This is a genomic window from Streptomyces sp. SID5469 (genome assembly GCF_009862865.1).
Taxonomy (GTDB): Bacteria; Actinomycetota; Actinomycetes; order Streptomycetales; family Streptomycetaceae; genus Streptomyces; species Streptomyces avermitilis.
On record NZ_WWIN01000001.1, the window covers coordinates 6113494 to 6129595 of the forward strand.

General features: G+C 66.4%; 9 protein-coding genes and 3 rRNA genes. 11 read left to right on the forward strand and 1 reads right to left on the reverse strand.

All coding sequences use genetic code 11. The annotated features are described in order from the left end of the window. Positions 1–11: 11 nt before the first annotated feature. The 7 genes from GTY58_RS26365 to GTY58_RS26400 all read left to right on the forward strand — a co-directional run bounded on the left by GTY58_RS26365 (position 12) and on the right by GTY58_RS26400 (position 8059). Positions 12–1379, forward strand: a complete 1368-nt coding sequence (locus GTY58_RS26365; RefSeq protein ID WP_010986453.1) for a phosphomannomutase/phosphoglucomutase — start codon at positions 12–14, stop codon at positions 1377–1379. A gap of 190 nt (positions 1380–1569) precedes the next feature. After that, a complete protein-coding gene (locus tag GTY58_RS26370) occupies positions 1570–1740 on the forward strand; it encodes a Trm112 family protein (protein ID WP_010986454.1) in 171 nt (56 codons plus the stop codon). Between the two features lie 31 nt (positions 1741–1771). Next, on the forward strand, positions 1772–2899 hold the full coding sequence (locus GTY58_RS26375; RefSeq protein WP_010986455.1) for an SIS domain-containing protein: 1128 nt from the start codon (positions 1772–1774) through the stop codon (positions 2897–2899). A gap of 103 nt (positions 2900–3002) precedes the next feature. Then, complete coding sequence (gene manA / locus GTY58_RS26380) at positions 3003–4154, forward strand: mannose-6-phosphate isomerase, class I (protein WP_010986456.1); 1152 nt, start codon at positions 3003–3005, stop codon at positions 4152–4154. Between the two features lie 117 nt (positions 4155–4271). Continuing rightward, positions 4272–5255 (forward strand): cation diffusion facilitator family transporter, encoded by a 984-nt coding sequence (locus GTY58_RS26385; RefSeq protein WP_010986457.1) that lies wholly within the window; start codon positions 4272–4274, stop codon positions 5253–5255. A gap of 584 nt (positions 5256–5839) precedes the next feature. Then, a complete protein-coding gene (gene ahcY / locus GTY58_RS26395) occupies positions 5840–7297 on the forward strand; it encodes an adenosylhomocysteinase (protein WP_010986458.1) in 1458 nt (485 codons plus the stop codon). Positions 7298–7444: 147 nt separating this feature from the next. After that, the gene (locus GTY58_RS26400; RefSeq protein ID WP_010986459.1) at positions 7445–8059 is read left to right on the forward strand and encodes a hypothetical protein; all 615 of its coding nucleotides are present in this window, start codon (positions 7445–7447) and stop codon (positions 8057–8059) included. Positions 8060–8153: 94 nt separating this feature from the next. Here GTY58_RS26400 and GTY58_RS26405 read toward each other — a convergent pair whose 3' ends face one another. Beyond that, positions 8154–9161: an RDD family protein gene (locus GTY58_RS26405; RefSeq protein WP_010986460.1), complete on the reverse strand. Its 1008-nt coding sequence runs from the start codon at positions 9159–9161 to the stop codon at positions 8154–8156. Positions 9162–9279: 118 nt separating this feature from the next. Between GTY58_RS26405 and GTY58_RS26410 the strand changes: the two genes are divergently transcribed. From GTY58_RS26410 to rrf, 4 genes are all read left to right on the forward strand, one after another. Beyond that, on the forward strand, positions 9280–10287 hold the full coding sequence (locus GTY58_RS26410; RefSeq protein WP_010986461.1) for a stage II sporulation protein M: 1008 nt from the start codon (positions 9280–9282) through the stop codon (positions 10285–10287). A 607-nt stretch (positions 10288–10894) separates the two neighbouring features. Beyond that, positions 10895–12420: ribosomal RNA gene (locus GTY58_RS26415) — 16S ribosomal RNA — on the forward strand. 312 nt (positions 12421–12732) lie between these two features. Further along, positions 12733–15855, forward strand: a 23S ribosomal RNA gene (locus GTY58_RS26420). Between the two features lie 89 nt (positions 15856–15944). Then, positions 15945–16061, forward strand: a 5S ribosomal RNA gene (gene rrf / locus GTY58_RS26425). The 16S, 23S and 5S rRNA genes sit together here, the layout of an rRNA operon. The last annotated feature ends 41 nt before the right edge of the window (positions 16062–16102 follow it).

Consider the following 16102-nt stretch of genomic DNA (forward strand, 5'->3'; position numbering starts at 1 on the left):
GAAGGTTGGCCGTGACTGCTGATCTGTCGCAGCTCGTAAAGGCGTACGACGTCCGCGGCGTGGTCCCGGACCAGTGGGACGAGTCGCTGGCCGAACTGTTCGGGGCGGCCTTCGCCCAGGTGACCGGCGCGCGCGCGATCGTCATCGGCCACGACATGCGGCCCTCGTCGCCCGGTCTGTCACGTGCCTTCGCGCGCGGGGCGGCGGCGCGCGGCGTGGACGTCACGGAGATCGGACTCTGCTCGACGGACCAGCTGTACTACGCGTCGGGCGCGTTCGACCTGCCGGGCGCGATGTTCACCGCCTCGCACAACCCGGCGCAGTACAACGGCATCAAGATGTGCCGCGCGGGCGCCACCCCGGTCGGCCAGGACACCGGCCTGGCCGAGATCCGCGAGCTGGTCGAGTCCTGGCTGGACTCGGGCGCCCCGGCCGCCTCGGACGCCACGCCGGGCACGATCACGCAGCGGGACACCCTGGAGGACTACGCGGCGTATCTGCGCTCCCTCGTGGACCTGACCTCCATCCGCCCCCTGAAGGTCGTCGTCGACGCGGGCAACGGCATGGGCGGCCACACCGTCCCGACCGTCTTCGCCGGACTGCCCCTGACGCTGGTCCCGATGTACTTCGAGCTGGACGGCACGTTCCCGAACCACGAGGCGAACCCGCTGGACCCGGCGAACCTCGTGGACCTCCAGGAGCGCGTGCGCGAGGAGGGCGCCGACATCGGCATCGCCTTCGACGGCGACGCCGACCGCTGCTTCGTCGTCGACGAGCACGGCAAGCCCGTCTCGCCGTCCGCGGTCACCGCCCTGGTCGCCGCCCGAGAGCTGGCCAGGCACGGCGGCAAGGGCACGGTCATCCACAACCTGATCACCTCCTGGTCGGTCCCCGAGGTCGTGCGGGAGAACGGCGGCACGCCGGTACGCACGCGCGTGGGCCACTCCTTCATCAAGGCCGAGATGGCCCGCACCGGCGCGATCTTCGGCGGCGAGCACTCCGCGCACTACTACTTCGCCGACTTCTGGAACGCGGACACGGGCATGCTGGCCGCCCTGCACGTCCTCGCGGCCCTGGGCGGCCAGGAGGGCCCGCTGCCCCAGCTGGTCGCCGAGTACGACCGCTACGCGGGCTCCGGGGAGATCAACTCCACGGTCGACGACCAGCAGGGCCGCCTGGCCGCGACCAAGGCCGCGTACGAGGGCCAGGACGGCGTCGAGCTGGACGAGCTGGACGGCCTGACGGTCTCGGCGGCCGACTGGTGGTTCAACGTCCGCCCGTCGAACACGGAACCGCTGCTCCGCCTGAACGTCGAGGCGAGGGACGAGACGAGGATGGCGAAGGTACGCGACGAAGTGCTCGCGATCATCAGGGGCTGAGTCCCGCCGACCGGGGCCGCGGGGGCCGCGACACAGCCCCCGGGAAGAGGCCGAACAGGGGCGGCGGAGGCGAGACAACACCTGCGCCACCCCCGGCCCCGGCCCCGCCCAACCCCGACACCCCGCCCCTTGCGGCGGTACCCTGACCAGGCCACATCACCGCACTACCCGCCCCCCGAAGGGACCCGACATGCCGCTCGAAGCCGGCCTCCTGGAGATCCTCGCCTGCCCGGCGTGCCACGCCCCCCTCAAGGAGGCGGAGAGCGAGCTGATCTGCACCGGCCAGGACTGCGGCCTCGCCTACCCCGTCCGGGACGGCATCCCTGTACTGCTCGTCGACGAGGCCCGCCGCCCCGCGTAACGGACCAACCGGCGATCGGAGGCTGCCGCCCATGCTCGACGAATCGCTGCTCGACGCCCCCGAGGCGCTCGCGGAGGCCGACCGGCGCGGACTGCTCCGCGGCGCCGCCGAAGCCGGCGCCCGGGTCCGCACCGCCGTCCGGCTCGCTGCCGAGGCGGGGATCACCGAGCTCAAGCCCGACGGCCGCCCCCGCGCCGTCCTCATCGCGGGCCCCGGCACCGCGCCCGCGGGCGTCGCCGACCTGCTCGGCGCCCTCGCCGGCGTCGGCTGCCCCGTCACCCGTATCCATCCCACCGGCGTCGCCCCCGCCGCCGGCGCCCTGCGCTGGGAACTGCCCGGCTGGGCCGGCCCCGTGGACCTCCTCCTGGTGGCCACCCCCGACGGCAGCGAACCCGGCCTCTCGCTCCTGGTCGACCAGGCGTACCGCCGAGGCTGCACCGTCGTCGCCGTGGCCCCCGCCCGCACTCCGATCACCGAGGCGGTGGACGGCGCCCACGGCCTGTTCGCGCCGATGGCGACCGCCCCGTACGACCAGGACGCACCCCTCGCCGCGTCCGCGCCCGGCGTCCTGTGGGCGCTGCTCACCCCGCTGCTCGCGCTCCTCGACCGGGCCGGGCTGCTCGCCGCACCGCCCGAGGCCCTGCAGAAGGTCGCCGACCGCCTCGACCACGTGGCCGAACGCTGCGGCCCGGCCATCGCGACCTACAACAACCCCGCCAAGACGCTCGCCGCCGACCTCGCCGACGCGCTCCCGGTGATCTGGACCGAGGGACCCACCGCGGGACCCGCGGGCCGCCGTTTCACCGCCGCGCTCGCGGAGCTGGCCGGCCGCCCCGCGCTCACCGCCGAACTCCCGGAGGCGCTGGCCGCGCACAGCGTCCTGCTGTCCGGTGCGCTCGCCGCGGGCGCCGACCCGGACGACTTCTTCCGTGACCGCGTGGAGGAGGCACAGGCCCTCCACGCGCGCGTGGTGCTGCTCCGCGACCGCCCGACCGGCGGCCTCAGCGCCGCCCCCGCCGCCCGTGAACTCGCCCTCAGCCACGACACGGCGATCAGCGAACTCGAACCGGAGGAGGGCGGCGAGCTGGAGACCCTCGCGGAGATGATCGCCATCACGGATTTCGCGGCCGTTTACCTGGCGCTCGCCTCAGGAGCCTGATCATGGCCCACACGGGGTGACCCACAGGGGTGACCCACCCGGGACGACCCGAGCCTGGTGACCCGCGCCCGCTGAGCAGCGTACGTACGGAGAAGACACTTCGATGGACCGCCTCGACAACACCGTCCGCCCCTACGCCTGGGGTTCGACCACCGCCATCCCGGGACTGCTCGGCGTGGAGCCGACCGGTGAGCCGCAGGCGGAGATGTGGATGGGCGCCCACCCGGGCGCACCCTCGGGCACCGCGCGCGGCCCGCTCAACGAGGTGATCGACGAGGCGCCCGAACGCGAGCTGGGCCCCGCGGCGGTTGCCAGGTTCGGCCCCCGCCTGCCCTTCCTGCTGAAGATCCTCGCCGCGGGCGCCCCCCTCTCCCTCCAGGTGCACCCCGATCTGGAGCAGGCGAGGGAGGGGTACGAGGACGAGGAGCACCGTGGCATCCCGATCGACGCGGGCCACCGCAACTACAAGGACGCCAACCACAAGCCCGAACTGATCTGCGCCCTCACCGAGTTCGACGGCCTGTGCGGTTTCCGTGCGCCCGGAGCGGCCGCCGAGCTGCTCGCGGGCCTCGACGTCGACTCCCTCAAGCCGTACGTCGACCTGCTGCACGCCCACCCCGAAGAGGCCGCCCTGCGCGAGGTGCTGACGGCCGTCCTCTCCGCGGACCGCGAGGAGATGGCCCACACGGTCACCGAGGCCGCGGCCGCCTGCGCCCGCCTCGGCGGCGACTACGCCCCGTACGCCGACATCGCCCACCACTACCCCGGCGACCCCGGCGTGATCGCGGCGATGCTCCTCAACTACGTCCAACTACAGCCCGGCGAGGCCCTCTTCCTGGGCGCCGGCGTCCCGCACGCCTACCTCAACGGCCTCGGCGTCGAAATCATGGCCAACTCCGACAACGTCCTGCGCTGCGGCCTGACCCCCAAGCACGTCGACGTGCCGGAACTCCTGCGCATCGTCCGCTTCGAGGCGAGCGACCCCGGCGTACTGCGCCCGGAGGCGTTCCCCGACGGTGAGGAGGTCTACGAGACCCCCATCGACGAGTTCCGCCTGTCCCGGTACGTCCTCCCGGAGGGCGCGACGCCGCACGACCTCACGCGCCCGACCCCGCAGATCCTGCTCTGCACGGCGGGTTCGGTGCAGGCGGGGGAACATCAGCTCGCCGCCGGCCAGTCCGTGTTCGTACCGGCGGGCGAAAAGGCCGAAGTGTCCGGGGACGGCACGATCTTCCGGGCCACGGTCGTCGCGTAGTGCTGCCCCGGCGGACGGCCTGACGCGCCGCTGTCGGACCGGGCTGCAACAATGGCCCACCGGCAAAGGACGGGCAAAGGCCTGCACGGCGTACGTACGAAGGGACATGGCGAACACATGAGCGCGTCAGGCGGCACCAGGGCGATCGTGGCGGCACTCGGCGCCAACCTCGCGATCGCGGTATCGAAGTTCGTGGCGTTCCTCTTCAGCGGTTCGTCGTCGATGCTCGCGGAGGCCGTGCACTCGCTCGCCGACTCGGGCAACCAGTTCCTGCTCCTGCTCGGCGGCAAGAAGGCCCAGCGCGAGGCGACCCCGCAGCACCCGTTCGGCTACGGCCGCGAGCGCTACATCTACGCCTTCCTCGTCTCCATCGTCCTCTTCTCGGTCGGCGGCATGTTCGCCGTCTACGAGGGCTACGAGAAGATCCGGCACCCGCACGAGCTGGAGCACTGGTACTGGCCGGTGGGTGTCCTGGTGTTCGCGATCATCGCCGAGGGCTTCTCCTTCCGCACCGCCATCAGGGAGTCCAACGAGCTGCGCGGCAAGCTGTCCTGGACGCAGTTCATCCGCCGGGCCAAGGCCCCCGAGCTGCCGGTCGTCCTCCTGGAGGACTTCGGCGCGCTCATCGGTCTCGTCCTCGCGCTCGGCGGCGTCGGCCTCGCCCTGATCACGGGCGACGGCATCTGGGACGGCATCGGCACGCTCTGCATCGGCATCCTGCTCATCCTGATCGCGCTCGTCCTGGCCGCCGAGACCAAGTCCCTCCTCCTGGGCGAGGCCGCGGGCGTCGACGACGTCAAGAAGATCGAGGCCGCCATCGTCGACGGCAACACGGTCACCGGCATCATCCACATGCGCACGCTCCACCTCGGCCCCGAGGAACTGCTGATCGCCGCGAAGATCGCAGTCCAGCACGACGACACGGCCGCCGAAGTCGCGCACGCCATCAACGCCGCCGAAGCCCGCATCCGCGAGGCGGTCCCGATCGCCCGCGTGATCTACCTGGAGCCGGACATCTACAGCGAGGCCGAAGCGGCAAAGGGCCCGGACCGCGAGGCGACGCCCGGGGGACCGGCGCCGACGCAGCCGACCGGGCACTGAAACGGCCCACTGATCCCTCGTCCGGCACGAACCCCCATACGTCCGTCGGCCGAGGGCGGCACCACAGCCGCCCTCGGCCGCACGACCCCAGGCCGCGACAAGCCAGATCGAGACCGGCCACAGCGAGGCCGACCCCGAAGATGATCGCTCCTTCCCAGCCGTAGTGAGCCGCACCCGAAACCCGGCATCCCCCGGCTCCGCCCCTCAGCCATGCATGGTCCGTCCGGCCGCATCCGCCGCGCGATCACTCGCACATCCTGAGCACGCCCCGCGCCCGCGCCCGGGCCTGCGGCAGCCGCCCGGCGTCCGCGCGGCCACCGGCCGGAAGTCGCCGGGCGTCCTCGGACGCGGACTGGGGCCCGCCGCGCCGCCGGTGTAGCTTGGAGGCCGAGCCAGACGTCGCTGCTGATGGCGGTCGGGCGGTCCCCAGCGGACCGGCCGAGGGAGAGAGGGCCTCCGACGGACTGCGCTGCGCGTACGCACGCACCGGGCATTGGTGTGTCCTCCGCGGGCACTCGAGGTGCCCGCGCCGCCGCGCAGACCAGCCGTATCCACCTCGCCCCAACCCCGAGGAGCAGCCCCCAATGACGACTGTCGACAACCGACAGGACTTCAAGGTCGCCGATCTCTCCCTGGCCGAGTTCGGCCGCAAGGAGATCACCCTCGCCGAGCACGAGATGCCCGGCCTGATGTCGATCCGCAAGGAGTACGCCGAGGCGCAGCCCCTCGCGGGCGCCCGCGTCACCGGCTCCCTGCACATGACGGTGCAGACCGCCGTACTCATCGAGACCCTGGTCGCCCTGGGCGCCGAGGTCCGCTGGGCCTCCTGCAACATCTTCTCCACCCAGGACCACGCCGCGGCCGCCATCGCGGTCGGCCCGAACGGCACGCCCGACAACCCGCAGGGCGTCCCGGTCTTCGCCTGGAAGGGCGAGACCCTGGAGGAGTACTGGTGGTGCACGGAGCAGGCCCTGACCTGGCCGAACACCCCCACCGGCGGCCCGAACATGATCCTGGACGACGGCGGTGACGCCACCCTCCTCGTCCACAAGGGCGTCGAGTACGAGAAGGACGGCAAGGTTCCGTCCGTCGACACCGCGGAGTCCGACGAGCACCGCGTCATCCTCGAACTCCTGCACCGCACCATCACCGACGGCTCGCAGAAGTGGACCCAGCTCGCCTCGGAGATCCGCGGCGTGACCGAGGAGACCACGACGGGCGTGCACCGCCTGTACGAGATGCACCGCGACGGCACCCTCCTGTTCCCGGCGATCAACGTGAACGACGCCGTCACCAAGTCGAAGTTCGACAACAAGTACGGCTGCCGCCACTCCCTGATCGACGGCATCAACCGCGCCACCGACGTCCTGATCGGCGGCAAGACCGCGGTCGTCTGCGGCTATGGCGACGTGGGCAAGGGCTGTGCGGAGTCCCTGCGCGGCCAGGGCGCCCGCGTGATCGTCACCGAGATCGACCCGATCTGCGCCCTGCAGGCGGCGATGGACGGCTACCAGGTCACGACCCTCGACGAGGTCATCGACAAGGCCGACATCTTCGTCACCACGACGGGCAACAAGGACATCATCATGGCCTCGGACATGGCCAAGATGAAGCACCAGGCGATCGTGGGCAACATCGGCCACTTCGACAACGAGATCGACATGGCCGGCCTTGCGCAGATCCCGGGCATCGTCAAGGACGAGGTCAAGCCGCAGGTCCACACCTGGAAGTTCCCCGACGGCAAGGTCCTCATCGTCCTCTCCGAGGGCCGCCTGCTGAACCTGGGCAACGCCACCGGCCACCCGTCGTTCGTGATGTCCAACTCCTTCGCGGACCAGACCCTGGCCCAGATCGAGCTGTTCACCAAGCCCGACGAGTACCCGACCGACGTCTACGTGCTGCCCAAGCACCTCGACGAGAAGGTCGCCCGCCTCCACCTCGACTCGCTCGGCGTGAAGCTGACGACGCTCCGCCCCGAGCAGGCCGCGTACATCGGCGTCGAGGTCGAGGGCCCGTTCAAGTCGGACCACTACCGCTACTGATACCGCCGCTGAGTCGGTAACCCAGCATGCGGTAGGTGCGTCCGTGCACTGACGCACCCTTCAGCAGCAGGTCCCAGGCAGGCCCCCGCACCCCCGTGCCGGGGGCCTGCCCGTTTCCGGACCAGCCCGTCAAGACCCAGGACCCCCATGCCCCGCGGCCGATATTCGCTTCACGACCCGCACGACCACACCCCCCTCGGTGAAGAGCACTTCCACTGCGCGCCCGGCCCCTCCGGCTGGCGCTACGTCTCCCAGCTGACCACCCCCTCCGGCGACCACGCCGGCTCCGTCGACCTCGCCCTCGACGACCTCGGCCGCCCCATCCGCCTTGAACTTCACGCCGCGAGCTGGCAGGTCCGCGGCGCCGCCCTCGAGGGCGTCACCTGGGTCCGCACCGACCCCACCGGCACGCATGCCACCGAAGGCAATGTCCGCGCCCACGCCTTCACCGGCACGTCCCCGGCATTCCTCGTCGCCACCGCCCGTCTCCTGCGCCTCACCCCCTCTTCCGCCGCGACCCGCGTACGCCTCGTCGCCTTCACGGACCCCGTCCTCGCCCCCCGCACCGTGGACCAGTCCTGGGCCTTGATCTCGAGAGAAGCACACGCCACTGACAACGGCCCCCTGACCGTGGACGAATACCAGGTCACAGCCCTGGACACGGGGGAGCAGCACACTGTCCACATCTCCGGCGACGTCGTGCTCGCGGCACCCGGCATCGAGCTGGAGCACCTCGAGTCGCCGCCGTCGGCATCCGCGTGAGAAACCGAAAGGCCCGCCCGATCGCCGACACCGGCCCGTGAGCGGCCAACGCCGCTGACGCCGCCCCGGGCCGGCCTGTTCGGCCGGCGTACGCCTACGCGGGCGGCGCGAATCCGGTGGCGGGGCGGTCCGGCCGCTTGTCCTGAGCCGGGTCGGAGGACGGAGCGTGGGGTCGAGCGTGTGCCTGCGGCTGCGTAGGCGTCGCGGGCTGGACCGAGGAAAGCGACGGATAGGACGGATCAGCGGGAACCGTCAGCCGTCGCCCCGCCGTATGGCCTGCGCCCGGCCCCTGAGCCACCGGCCCTCCCACGGCCGGGGCCGCACTTCCGGCGACGCCTTCGCCCATGCCCGCTCCAGCGCCGAACGCGCGCCGAGCCTCCCGCGCCTGCCGTTCCTGCACCACGGCCGCCAGATACGCGGCCGGCGGAACCTCCGGAGGCGCAGGCGTTCCCGTGCACGCCGCGAGATCGGCCGCGAGCCGCTCCGCCATCGTCCAGCCGACCTGCGGATCCAGCTGTTGCATCCGCGTCAGGTACTGACGAATCGCGAGCCACAGCCCGTCCGGGACCGCCGACAGATCGAGGCCGGAGAACCGTCCGGCCAGCCAGGGGGGAGGCGGAGGCACGAAGGCGGCACGCCCGGTCGGCACCCGCTCCCGTACGACCAACGTCCCCGCGAAGACATCGCCGAGCCGTCGTCCTCGCGCCGACACGAGGGAGGCGATGCACGCGACGATCCCGAACGTCATCAGAATCTCGATCACCCCGACCGCGCCCCGCACCAGCGCATGCCGGAACCGGATCGGCCCACCGTCGTCGCGCACCACCCGCAGCCCACAGGCCAGCTTCCCGAGCGAGCGCCCATGGCTGAGCGTCTCCACCGCGATCGGCCCGCCCACCAGCACCAGCACAAAAGCCGCGGCCGACACCGCGAACCGCGCCGCCTCATCCAGCCCGGCCGTCGAAGCCACCAAGGCGATGGTCACGAGGACATAGGCGAGCACCGCCACGGTCAGGTCGAGCAACACGGCCAGCGCCCGGCTCGGCAGCTTCGCGGGGCGCAGCTCCAGCGCCACCGCCTCGCCTGTCACTAGCTCACTCACGCTTGCCGTCCTTCCCTGCCCCGCCCCGTGAACCGCCAGTCTGCCAAGCTGAGGGCACATCGCGCCGCAGTACGACAAGCTGACACGCAGTACGAGAGGACGAGGAGCAGTACATCCCATGGACCTCGACGTCTATGTGTCCGCCCACCGTGCCGAGTGGGACCGTCTGGATGACCTGCTGCGCCGCCGACGTCGGCTCACCGGAGCGGAGGCCGACGAACTCGTCGCCCTCTACCAGCGGACCGCGACGCACCTCTCCGTCATCCAGTCCAGCGCCCCGGACCCCCAGCTCACGGGCCGTCTCAGCCAACTCGTGGCACGCGCGCGCAGTGCGGTGACAGGGACCCGCCGGGCCTCTTGGCGTGATGTCACACGCTTCCTTGCGTACGGATTCCCCGCCGCGGTCTACCGAGCGCGCCACTGGTGGGTTCCCACCGCGTTGCTCTCCACGGTGACAGCGGTCCTCCTGGGGTGGTGGATCGGCACACACCCCGAGGTCCAGTCCTCGATCGCGGCCCCCAGCGAACTGCGCGCTCTCACCCGCCCCGGCGGCGAGTACGAGACGTACTACTCCAGCCACCCCGCCGCGTCCTTCGCGGCCCAGGTGTGGACGAACAATGCTCAGGCTGCCGCGATGTGCCTGGTTCTGGGCATCTTCCTGGGCCTTCCCGTCCTCTGGATCCTGTTCCAGAACATGCTCAACCTGGGTGTGGGCCTCGGCCTGATGTCCTCGGCGGGCCGCCTCGACACCTTCCTGGGTCTCGTTCTCCCGCACGGCCTTCTGGAACTGACGGCCGTCTTCGTAGCCGCCGGCACAGGCCTGCGCCTTGGTTGGACCCTCATCGACCCCGGCCCCCGCTCCCGCCGCACCGCACTCGCGGAAGAAGGCCGCGCCGCCCTGGGCATGGCCGTAGGTCTCGCCCTGGTCCTCTTCGTCTCCGGCGCCATCGAAGGCTTCGTCACTCCGTCGGGCCTGCCGACCTGGGCTCGAATAGGCATAGGCATCGCCGCTGAACTGGCGTTTCTGACGTACGTCTATGTCCTGGGAGGCCGCGCGACACGAGCCGGCGACACCGGTGACATCGAGGCGGCGGAGCGCAGCGCGACCGTTCCGACGGCCGCGTGAGGTGCGAGCGCTGCGCCGATGTGCGTTGCCCTCCGTTGACCTGCTAGTCTCCTGTTCGCCCCGCAGGAGCCGTTGACACGGCTCAGGCGAGGAGGTAGATTTGAACAGTTGCCTAGAACTGGACACGTCCGGTGGCATCGGTTAGAGTCTGCTTGCTTCCGGAGAACATTGATTTCCGAGAAGCCACTCCCGATGATTCGGAAATGGAAGCCGGTAAATCCGGCCCAGAACTTCTGATAAAGTCGGAACCGCCGGAAAGGGAAACGCGAAAGCGGAAACCTGGAAAGCGCCGAGGAAATCGGATCGGAAAACGGTCTGATAGAGTCGGAAACGCAAGACCGAAGGGAAGCGCCCGGAGGAAAGCCTGAGAGAGTCTCTCGGGTGAGTACAAAGGAAGCGTCCGTTCCTTGAGAACTCAACAGCGTGCCAAAAATCAACGCCAGATATGTTGATACCCCGTCTCCGGCCGATCGGCTGGGACGAGGTTCCTTTGAAAAAGTCCTGCCGACGTTGTTCGGTAGGCGCACAGCGAGGACGCTGTGAACGGCTGGGCTTATTCCGCCCGGCCGTTCCGCTCTCGTGGTGTCGTCCCGATTACGGGAAAACATTCACGGAGAGTTTGATCCTGGCTCAGGACGAACGCTGGCGGCGTGCTTAACACATGCAAGTCGAACGATGAAGCCCTTCGGGGTGGATTAGTGGCGAACGGGTGAGTAACACGTGGGCAATCTGCCCTGCACTCTGGGACAAGCCCTGGAAACGGGGTCTAATACCGGATAATACTCTCGCAGGCATCTGTGAGGGTTAAAAGCTCCGGCGGTGCAGGATGAGCCCGCGGCCTATCAGCTTGTTGGTGAGGTAGTGGCTCACCAAGGCGACGACGGGTAGCCGGCCTGAGAGGGCGACCGGCCACACTGGGACTGAGACACGGCCCAGACTCCTACGGGAGGCAGCAGTGGGGAATATTGCACAATGGGCGAAAGCCTGATGCAGCGACGCCGCGTGAGGGATGACGGCCTTCGGGTTGTAAACCTCTTTCAGCAGGGAAGAAGCGAAAGTGACGGTACCTGCAGAAGAAGCGCCGGCTAACTACGTGCCAGCAGCCGCGGTAATACGTAGGGCGCAAGCGTTGTCCGGAATTATTGGGCGTAAAGAGCTCGTAGGCGGCTTGTCACGTCGGGTGTGAAAGCCCGGGGCTTAACCCCGGGTCTGCATTCGATACGGGCTAGCTAGAGTGTGGTAGGGGAGATCGGAATTCCTGGTGTAGCGGTGAAATGCGCAGATATCAGGAGGAACACCGGTGGCGAAGGCGGATCTCTGGGCCATTACTGACGCTGAGGAGCGAAAGCGTGGGGAGCGAACAGGATTAGATACCCTGGTAGTCCACGCCGTAAACGGTGGGAACTAGGTGTTGGCGACATTCCACGTCGTCGGTGCCGCAGCTAACGCATTAAGTTCCCCGCCTGGGGAGTACGGCCGCAAGGCTAAAACTCAAAGGAATTGACGGGGGCCCGCACAAGCAGCGGAGCATGTGGCTTAATTCGACGCAACGCGAAGAACCTTACCAAGGCTTGACATACACCGGAAAGCATTAGAGATAGTGCCCCCCTTGTGGTCGGTGTACAGGTGGTGCATGGCTGTCGTCAGCTCGTGTCGTGAGATGTTGGGTTAAGTCCCGCAACGAGCGCAACCCTTGTTCTGTGTTGCCAGCATGCCCTTCGGGGTGATGGGGACTCACAGGAGACCGCCGGGGTCAACTCGGAGGAAGGTGGGGACGACGTCAAGTCATCATGCCCCTTATGTCTTGGGCTGCACACGTGCTACAATGGCCGATACAATGAGCTGCGATACCGCAAGGTGGAGCGAATCTCAAAAAGTCGGTCTCAGTTCGGATTGGGGTCTGCAACTCGACCCCATGAAGTTGGAGTTGCTAGTAATCGCAGATCAGCATTGCTGCGGTGAATACGTTCCCGGGCCTTGTACACACCGCCCGTCACGTCACGAAAGTCGGTAACACCCGAAGCCGGTGGCCCAACCCCTTGTGGGAGGGAGCTGTCGAAGGTGGGACTGGCGATTGGGACGAAGTCGTAACAAGGTAGCCGTACCGGAAGGTGCGGCTGGATCACCTCCTTTCTAAGGAGCACTTCTTACCGATCCCTTCGGGGTGAGGTCAGAGGCCAGTACATCAGCGACTGTCTGATGCTGGTTGCTCAAGGGTGGAACGTTGATTATTCGGCACACTCGACCTGCTCAGGTTGGCAAGTACTGCTTCGGCGTGGAAAGCGAACATGGGAGGGCGAGGGTGTCGGGCACGCTGTTGGGTGTCTGAGGGTACGGCCGATTGTGGCTGCCTTCAGTGCCGGCCCCGGTAAAGATCTGCTTCGGCGGGTTGTGACGGGTGGTTGGTCGTTGTTTGAGAACTGCACAGTGGACGCGAGCATCTGTGGCCAAGTTTTTAAGGGCGCACGGTGGATGCCTTGGCACCAGGAACCGATGAAGGACGTGGGAGGCCACGATAGTCCCCGGGGAGCCGTCAACCAGGCTTTGATCCGGGGGTTTCCGAATGGGGAAACCCGGCAGTCGTCATGGGCTGTCACCCATACCTGAACACATAGGGTATGTGGAGGGAACGCGGGGAAGTGAAACATCTCAGTACCCGCAGGAAGAGAAAACAACCGTGATTCCGGGAGTAGTGGCGAGCGAAACTGGATGAGGCCAAACCGTATGCGTGTGAGACCCGGCAGGGGTTGCGTATACGGGGTTGTGGGATCTCTCTTTTACGGTCTGCCGGCCGTGAGACGAGTCAGAAACCGTTGATGTAGGCGAAGGACATGCGAAAGGTCCGGCGTAGAGGGTAAGACCCCCGTAGTCGAAACATCAGCGGCTCGTTTGAGAGACACCCAAGTAGCACGGGGCCCGAGAAATCCCGTGTGAATCTGGCGGGACCACCCGCTAAGCCTAAATATTCCCTGGTGACCGATAGCGGATAGTACCGTGAGGGAATGGTGAAAAGTACCGCGGGAGCGGAGTGAAATAGTACCTGAAACCGTGTGCCTACAAGCCGTGGGAGCGTCGCGCATCGAGTTTACTCGGTGCGTCGTGACTGCGTGCCTTTTGAAGAATGAGCCTGCGAGTTTGCGGTGTGTTGCGAGGTTAACCCGTGTGGGGAAGCCGTAGCGAAAGCGAGTCCGAATAGGGCGATTTAGTAGCGCGCTCAAGACCCGAAGCGGAGTGATCTAGCCATGGGCAGGTTGAAGCGGAGGTAAGACTTCGTGGAGGACCGAACCCACCAGGGTTGAAAACCTGGGGGATGACCTGTGGTTAGGGGTGAAAGGCCAATCAAACTCCGTGATAGCTGGTTCTCCCCGAAATGCATTTAGGTGCAGCGTCGTGTGTTTCTTGCCGGAGGTAGAGCACTGGATAGGCGATGGGCCCTACCGGGTTACTGACCTTAGCCAAACTCCGAATGCCGGTAAGTGAGAGCGCGGCAGTGAGACTGTGGGGGATAAGCTCCATGGTCGAGAGGGAAACAGCCCAGAGCATCGACTAAGGCCCCTAAGCGTACGCTAAGTGGGAAAGGATGTGGAGTCGCACAGACAACCAGGAGGTTGGCTTAGAAGCAGCCACCCTTGAAAGAGTGCGTAATAGCTCACTGGTCTAGTGATTCCGCGCCGACAATGTAGCGGGGCTCAAGCGTACCGCCGAAGTCGTGTCATTCATACAATAGGGCCAACGCCTGTATGGATGGGTAGGGGAGCGTCGTGTGCCGGGTGAAGCCGCGCCGGAAGGCAGTGGTGGACGGTTCACGAGTGAGAATGCAGGCATGAGTAGCGATACACACGTGAGAAACGTGTGCGCCGATTGACTAAGGGTTCCTGGGTCAAGCTGATCTGCCCAGGGTAAGTCGGGACCTAAGGCGAGGCCGACAGGCGTAGTCGATGGATAACCGGTTGATATTCCGGTACCCGCTGTGAAGCGTCAAACATCGAGCCCATTAATGCTAAGGCCGTGAAGCCGCCCTGGAGCCTTCGGGCAAAGGGGAGTGGTGGAGCCGCTGACCCAAGGTGGTAGTAGGTGAGTGATGGGGTGACGCAGGAAGGTAGTCCATCCCGGGCGGTGGTTGTCCCGGGGTAAGGGTGTAGGCCGTGCGATAGGTAAATCCGTCGCGCATTAAGGCTGAGACCTGATGCCGAGCCGATTGTGGTGAAGTGGATGATCCTATGCTGTCGAGAAAAGCCTCTAGCGAGTTTCATGGCGGCCCGTACCCTAAACCGACTCAGGTGGTCAGGTAGAGAATACCGAGGCGTTCGGGTGAACTATGGTTAAGGAACTCGGCAAAATGCCCCCGTAACTTCGGGAGAAGGGGGGCCATCACTGGTGATCCAATTTACTTGGTGAGCTGGGGGTGGCCGCAGAGACCAGCGAGAAGCGACTGTTTACTAAAAACACAGGTCCGTGCGAAGCCGTAAGGCGATGTATACGGACTGACGCCTGCCCGGTGCTGGAACGTTAAGGGGACCGGTTAGTCAAACTTCGGTTTGGCGAAGCTGAGAACTTAAGCGCCAGTAAACGGCGGTGGTAACTATAACCATCCTAAGGTAGCGAAATTCCTTGTCGGGTAAGTTCCGACCTGCACGAATGGCGTAACGACTTCTCGACTGTCTCAACCATAGGCCCGGTGAAATTGCACTACGAGTAAAGATGCTCGTTTCGCGCAGCAGGACGGAAAGACCCCGGGACCTTTACTACAGTTTGATATTGGTGTTCGGTTCGGCTTGTGTAGGATAGCTGGGAGACTTTGAAGCCCGCACGCCAGTGTGGGTGGAGTCGTCGTTGAAATACCAGTCTGGTCGTGCTGGATGTCTAACCTGGGTCCGTGATCCGGATCAGGGACAGTGTCTGATGGGTAGTTTAACTGGGGCGGTTGCCTCCTAAAGAGTAACGGAGGCGCCCAAAGGTTCCCTCAGCCTGGTTGGCAATCAGGTGTTGAGTGTAAGTGCACAAGGGAGCTTGACTGTGAGACCGACGGGTCGAGCAGGGACGAAAGTCGGGACTAGTGATCCGGCGGTGGCTTGTGGAAGCGCCGTCGCTCAACGGATAAAAGGTACCCCGGGGATAACAGGCTGATCTTCCCCAAGAGTCCATATCGACGGGATGGTTTGGCACCTCGATGTCGGCTCGTCGCATCCTGGGGCTGGAGTCGGTCCCAAGGGTTGGGCTGTTCGCCCATTAAAGCGGTACGCGAGCTGGGTTTAGAACGTCGTGAGACAGTTCGGTCCCTATCCGCTGCGCGCGCAGGAATATTGAGAAGGGCTGTCCCTAGTACGAGAGGACCGGGACGGACGAACCTCTGGTGTGCCAGTTGTCCTGCCAAGGGCATGGCTGGTTGGCTACGTTCGGGAGGGATAACCGCTGAAAGCATCTAAGCGGGAAGCCTGCTTCGAGATGAGTATTCCCACCTCCTTGAGAGGGTAAGGCTCCCAGTAGACGACTGGGTTGATAGGCCAGATCTGGAAGGCGGGTAACCGCTGGAGGTGACTGGTACTAATAGGCCGAGGGCTTGTCCTCAGTTGCTCGCGTCCACTGTGTTGGTTCTGAAACCACGAACAACCCCATTCCATGGTCACGGGATGGTGCGGTTGACAGTTTCATAGTGTTTCGGTGGTCATAGCGTGAGGGAAACGCCCGGTTACATTCCGAACCCGGAAGCTAAGCCTTACAGCGCCGATGGTACTGCAGGGGGGACCCTGTGGGAGAGTAGGACGCCGCCGAACAAATTTTATAGAAAACCCCCGCCCGGGATTCCCGGTGCGGG

Excerpts from the sequence above, each read along its gene's own strand:
- GTY58_RS26385 (WP_010986457.1), top strand. The coding sequence starts at position 4,272 with ATGAGCGCGTCAGGCGGCACCAGGGCGATCGTGGCGGCACTCGGCGCC.
- GTY58_RS26370 (WP_010986454.1), top strand. The coding sequence starts at position 1,570 with ATGCCGCTCGAAGCCGGCCTCCTGGAGATCCTCGCCTGCCCGGCGTGC.
- GTY58_RS26375 (WP_010986455.1), top strand. The coding sequence starts at position 1,772 with ATGCTCGACGAATCGCTGCTCGACGCCCCCGAGGCGCTCGCGGAGGCC.
- manA (WP_010986456.1), top strand. The coding sequence starts at position 3,003 with ATGGACCGCCTCGACAACACCGTCCGCCCCTACGCCTGGGGTTCGACC.
- ahcY (WP_010986458.1), top strand. The coding sequence starts at position 5,840 with ATGACGACTGTCGACAACCGACAGGACTTCAAGGTCGCCGATCTCTCC.
- GTY58_RS26400 (WP_010986459.1), top strand. The coding sequence starts at position 7,445 with ATGCCCCGCGGCCGATATTCGCTTCACGACCCGCACGACCACACCCCC.
- GTY58_RS26410 (WP_010986461.1), top strand. The coding sequence starts at position 9,280 with ATGGACCTCGACGTCTATGTGTCCGCCCACCGTGCCGAGTGGGACCGT.